This is a genomic window from Pseudarthrobacter sp. MDT3-1 (genome assembly GCF_054510755.1).
In genome coordinates this window covers 1-2,378 of record NZ_JBTNDX010000066.1, presented here as the reverse complement: position 1 = coordinate 2,378, position 2,378 = coordinate 1, and the positions used below count along the sequence as shown (strand labels likewise).

General features: G+C 66.5%; 4 protein-coding genes. All 4 read left to right on the top strand.

Annotation, left to right across the window (positions count from 1 at the left end):
• Positions 1–366 (top strand): LPXTG cell wall anchor domain-containing protein (locus ACX80X_RS21075; protein ID WP_459313300.1); only part of this gene is annotated, 366 nt, incomplete at its 5' end.
• Between the two features lie 33 nt (positions 367–399).
• Positions 400–1,092, top strand: a complete 693-nt coding sequence (locus ACX80X_RS21070) for a sortase domain-containing protein (protein ID WP_459313302.1) — start codon at positions 400–402, stop codon at positions 1,090–1,092.
• A gap of 59 nt (positions 1,093–1,151) precedes the next feature.
• Positions 1,152–1,796 (top strand): hypothetical protein, encoded by a 645-nt coding sequence (locus ACX80X_RS21065; protein WP_252603844.1) that lies wholly within the window; start codon positions 1,152–1,154, stop codon positions 1,794–1,796.
• Positions 1,797–2,107: 311 nt separating this feature from the next.
• Positions 2,108–2,302, top strand: a complete 195-nt coding sequence (locus tag ACX80X_RS21060; protein ID WP_459310382.1) for a cupredoxin domain-containing protein — start codon at positions 2,108–2,110, stop codon at positions 2,300–2,302.
• The last annotated feature ends 76 nt before the right edge of the window (positions 2,303–2,378 follow it).

Below are 2,378 nucleotides of genomic sequence, written 5' to 3'. Positions count from 1 at the left end.
GGCCAGGGTGCGGCCTACACCGTTGACCGCACGTTCGAACTGAACGCCGAGACCATGGCTTCCCTGAAAGCGGGCACCGCAGTTGTGGTCGTCCACGGCCTTGACCCGGCCACGCTCAGCGCGGCAGGCCAGGCCGCCAAGAGCGACCTTGCCCCGACCCTTCCGCTCGCCGCCACTTCCCCCGCCCTGTGCGGGACCTTGAAGGCCGGCCAGATGAAGATGCCGGCAGGCGGCGCTGAGACCGGCGTCACCGCCGAAACCGGCACCGACACCGGAGCCCTCGCTATCGGCGGCGGTTTGGCCCTGATCGCCCTCGCCGGCGGAGCCTACGTTGTCCGTCGCCGCAGCGCCGGATCAGCAGCCTAAGCAAGGGCGGACTGGACCATCACTGTGACACTCATGAATCCCGGCCACCGCAGAGGCCCCCTGGCCTCTGCGGTGGCCGGGGTTCTGCTCCTGCTCACCCTGGCCGGCTGCGGCGCAGGAAACAACGGAACGCCCGACGCCGGCTCCCCACCTTCCGCCTCATCTCCGGTAACACCCGGCACGACCGCGGCTCCGACACCGGCTACAGCCACCCCGCCGCCCGCCGCCCCCGTGGCGGCCCCGCCCGCACAGCAGCTTCCGCCGGTGATGGGCGCTTCCGCTCCCGTCACCTTGGCCATTCCCTCGATCGGGGTCCGGACGGACCTTCTCCACCTGGGACTGCGGGAGAACGGCTCCCTGGAAGTCCCGGAAGACACCGGTAACGGCACACCCGCCAGCTGGTACAACGGCTCCCCCACACCCGGTGAACGGGGACCCTCCGTGATCCTCGGTCACGTCAACGCCCTCGGCGGGAACACCGGGGTGTTCGCGGACCTCCAGAAGCTCAAAAACGGCGACGAAATCAACGTGTCCCGAACCGACGGCAGCATCGCCGTGTTCACCGTTGACCGCGGCGCCCTCTACAGCAAGAACGAATTCCCCACCCTCGAGGTCTACGGCAACACCGACGGCGCCGAACTCCGGCTGGTCACCTGCGACGGCTACGACCCCGCCACCGGCCTCTTCGACGACAACTACGTCATCTACGCCACACTCAAAGCCTGACAACGCACAGCCTGAAAAGCGGCCGCAAATCCTTAGCGGGAGCGGCCAGGACGGAAGTCATGAAAAACCGTACTCCCCTGCTGGCCTCGTTGGCACTCTCGTCCCTGCTGCTCTCCGGCTGCGCAACAGCGGCCGGATCCGTCACCGCACCGTCGGACGTCTCGACGCTGGCCCCCTCGGCTGCTTCACCCGAGGCGGGGCACACCGACAGCCAGGGCAGCGGGCACCACAGTGACGGGTCATCATCCCCGGACACACCCAAGGCCGACGGTCCCAGCGACGCTGCCCTGATGGTCTGCGGAGACCAGCCGATGGACAGGCTCACCGCCATCCTGGACCTGAAGGAGGACCCGCACACCATCAACGACTGGGCCGACAACACCTTCACCTGCACCTACCACCTGGACGAAGGGGCACTGGCAATCTCCGTCCAGGAAGCTGCAGACCCTGCGTCGGCACGGGTATATTTCGACGCGATGCAGGCCCTGGCCAAAGACGCCACACCCATCGAAGGCCTCGCGAACCTCGGCTTCCCGGCCTACGAAACCGCCGACGGGTCAGCGGTGTTCCAAAAAGACGCCTTCGTCCTGCACGTGGACGCCACCGACCTGCCCGCCACCCTGGGACCGGAGAACATCACCAGGAACGCCCTGGCCTACCAGCTCTCCACCACCATCCTGGCCTGCTGGGTCGAACACCCCTGATCCGCTTATGCGCAAACAAAGGCACCAACCGACGGCACCCATGAAAGGGGCACCCATGAAAGCAAACACCAGAACCGGTAGCGCGCTCGGACTCGCGGCAGCGGCAGCCGTGCTGGTAGTGTCCGGGCTGCGGGACCCCCGGCACCTCCGGGTCCGGCACAACAGCCAACCCCACACAGGCGGAACAATTCCCCTCAGCTCCTGCCGCCACCACAGAACCTGCTCCCTCAACCTCCGGCCCGGGCTCAACACCCGCGGCGGCCCCGGCGAAAATACTGATCAAGGGCTTCAAATACCAGGGCGCGGAAACCGTGAGCCCCGGAGCGACGGTCAGTGTGACCAACGAAGACACCGAAGCGCACACCATCACCGCTGACACCGGTGACGCGTTCGACGCCAACATCCAAGTCGGCACCGGCACCTTCACCGCACCCGTCGAACCCGGGACCTACCCCTACCACTGCAACTTCCACGGCAACATGAAAGGCACCCTCACCGTGAAATAACACCCCGGCAGAAGGACGCAGTACACCGGGAACGAAGTGGGGTCTGGAACGGAGATATTCGTTTCTTCGTTACCGG

Bases quoted from the DNA above. Each gene is read 5' to 3' on its own strand.
- ACX80X_RS21070 (WP_459313302.1), top strand. From the start codon at position 400: ATGAATCCCGGCCACCGCAGAGGCCCCCTGGCCTCTGCGGTGGCCGGG.
- ACX80X_RS21065 (WP_252603844.1), top strand. From the start codon at position 1,152: ATGAAAAACCGTACTCCCCTGCTGGCCTCGTTGGCACTCTCGTCCCTG.